The organism is Synechococcus sp. CCY 9618, assembly GCF_019038415.1.
In the GTDB taxonomy this organism is placed as follows: Bacteria; Cyanobacteriota; Cyanobacteriia; order PCC-6307; family Cyanobiaceae; genus Cyanobium.
In genome coordinates this window covers 1-314 of sequence record NZ_JAFKRG010000023.1, presented here as the reverse complement: position 1 = coordinate 314, position 314 = coordinate 1, and the positions used below count along the sequence as shown (strand labels likewise).

The window sequence follows — 314 nt, the reverse complement described above, 5'->3', positions numbered from 1 at the left end:
CCCTACCTCGGGGACGACGAGAACCTCACCCAGTGGAGCAAGGGGGAGTACTACGGCGCCAACAACTCCCAGGACGACCTCGCCGTCATCACCGGCAGCAACGGCTTCTCCTACGCCGCCGATGACCACGGCAACACCTTCGCCACAGCCACCGCTCTGGCCGGTCTCAGCTTCAGCAGCTTCGGGGTGATCGAACGCAACGTCGACATCGACATGTTCCGCTTCGAGACCGGCGCCGGCCTGGTCTCCTTCGACATCGTCAATGCCTCGCGCGCCTTCATCGGCACGGGCGGCAGCTACGTCACCGAGTACCT

The 314-nt window shown here is 64.6% G+C and carries 1 protein-coding gene; it reads left to right on the top strand.

The annotated features are described in order from the left end of the window. The coding region (locus KUG41_RS06275; protein WP_216902249.1) for a hypothetical protein at window positions 1-314 on the top strand (314 nt) is incomplete at both ends.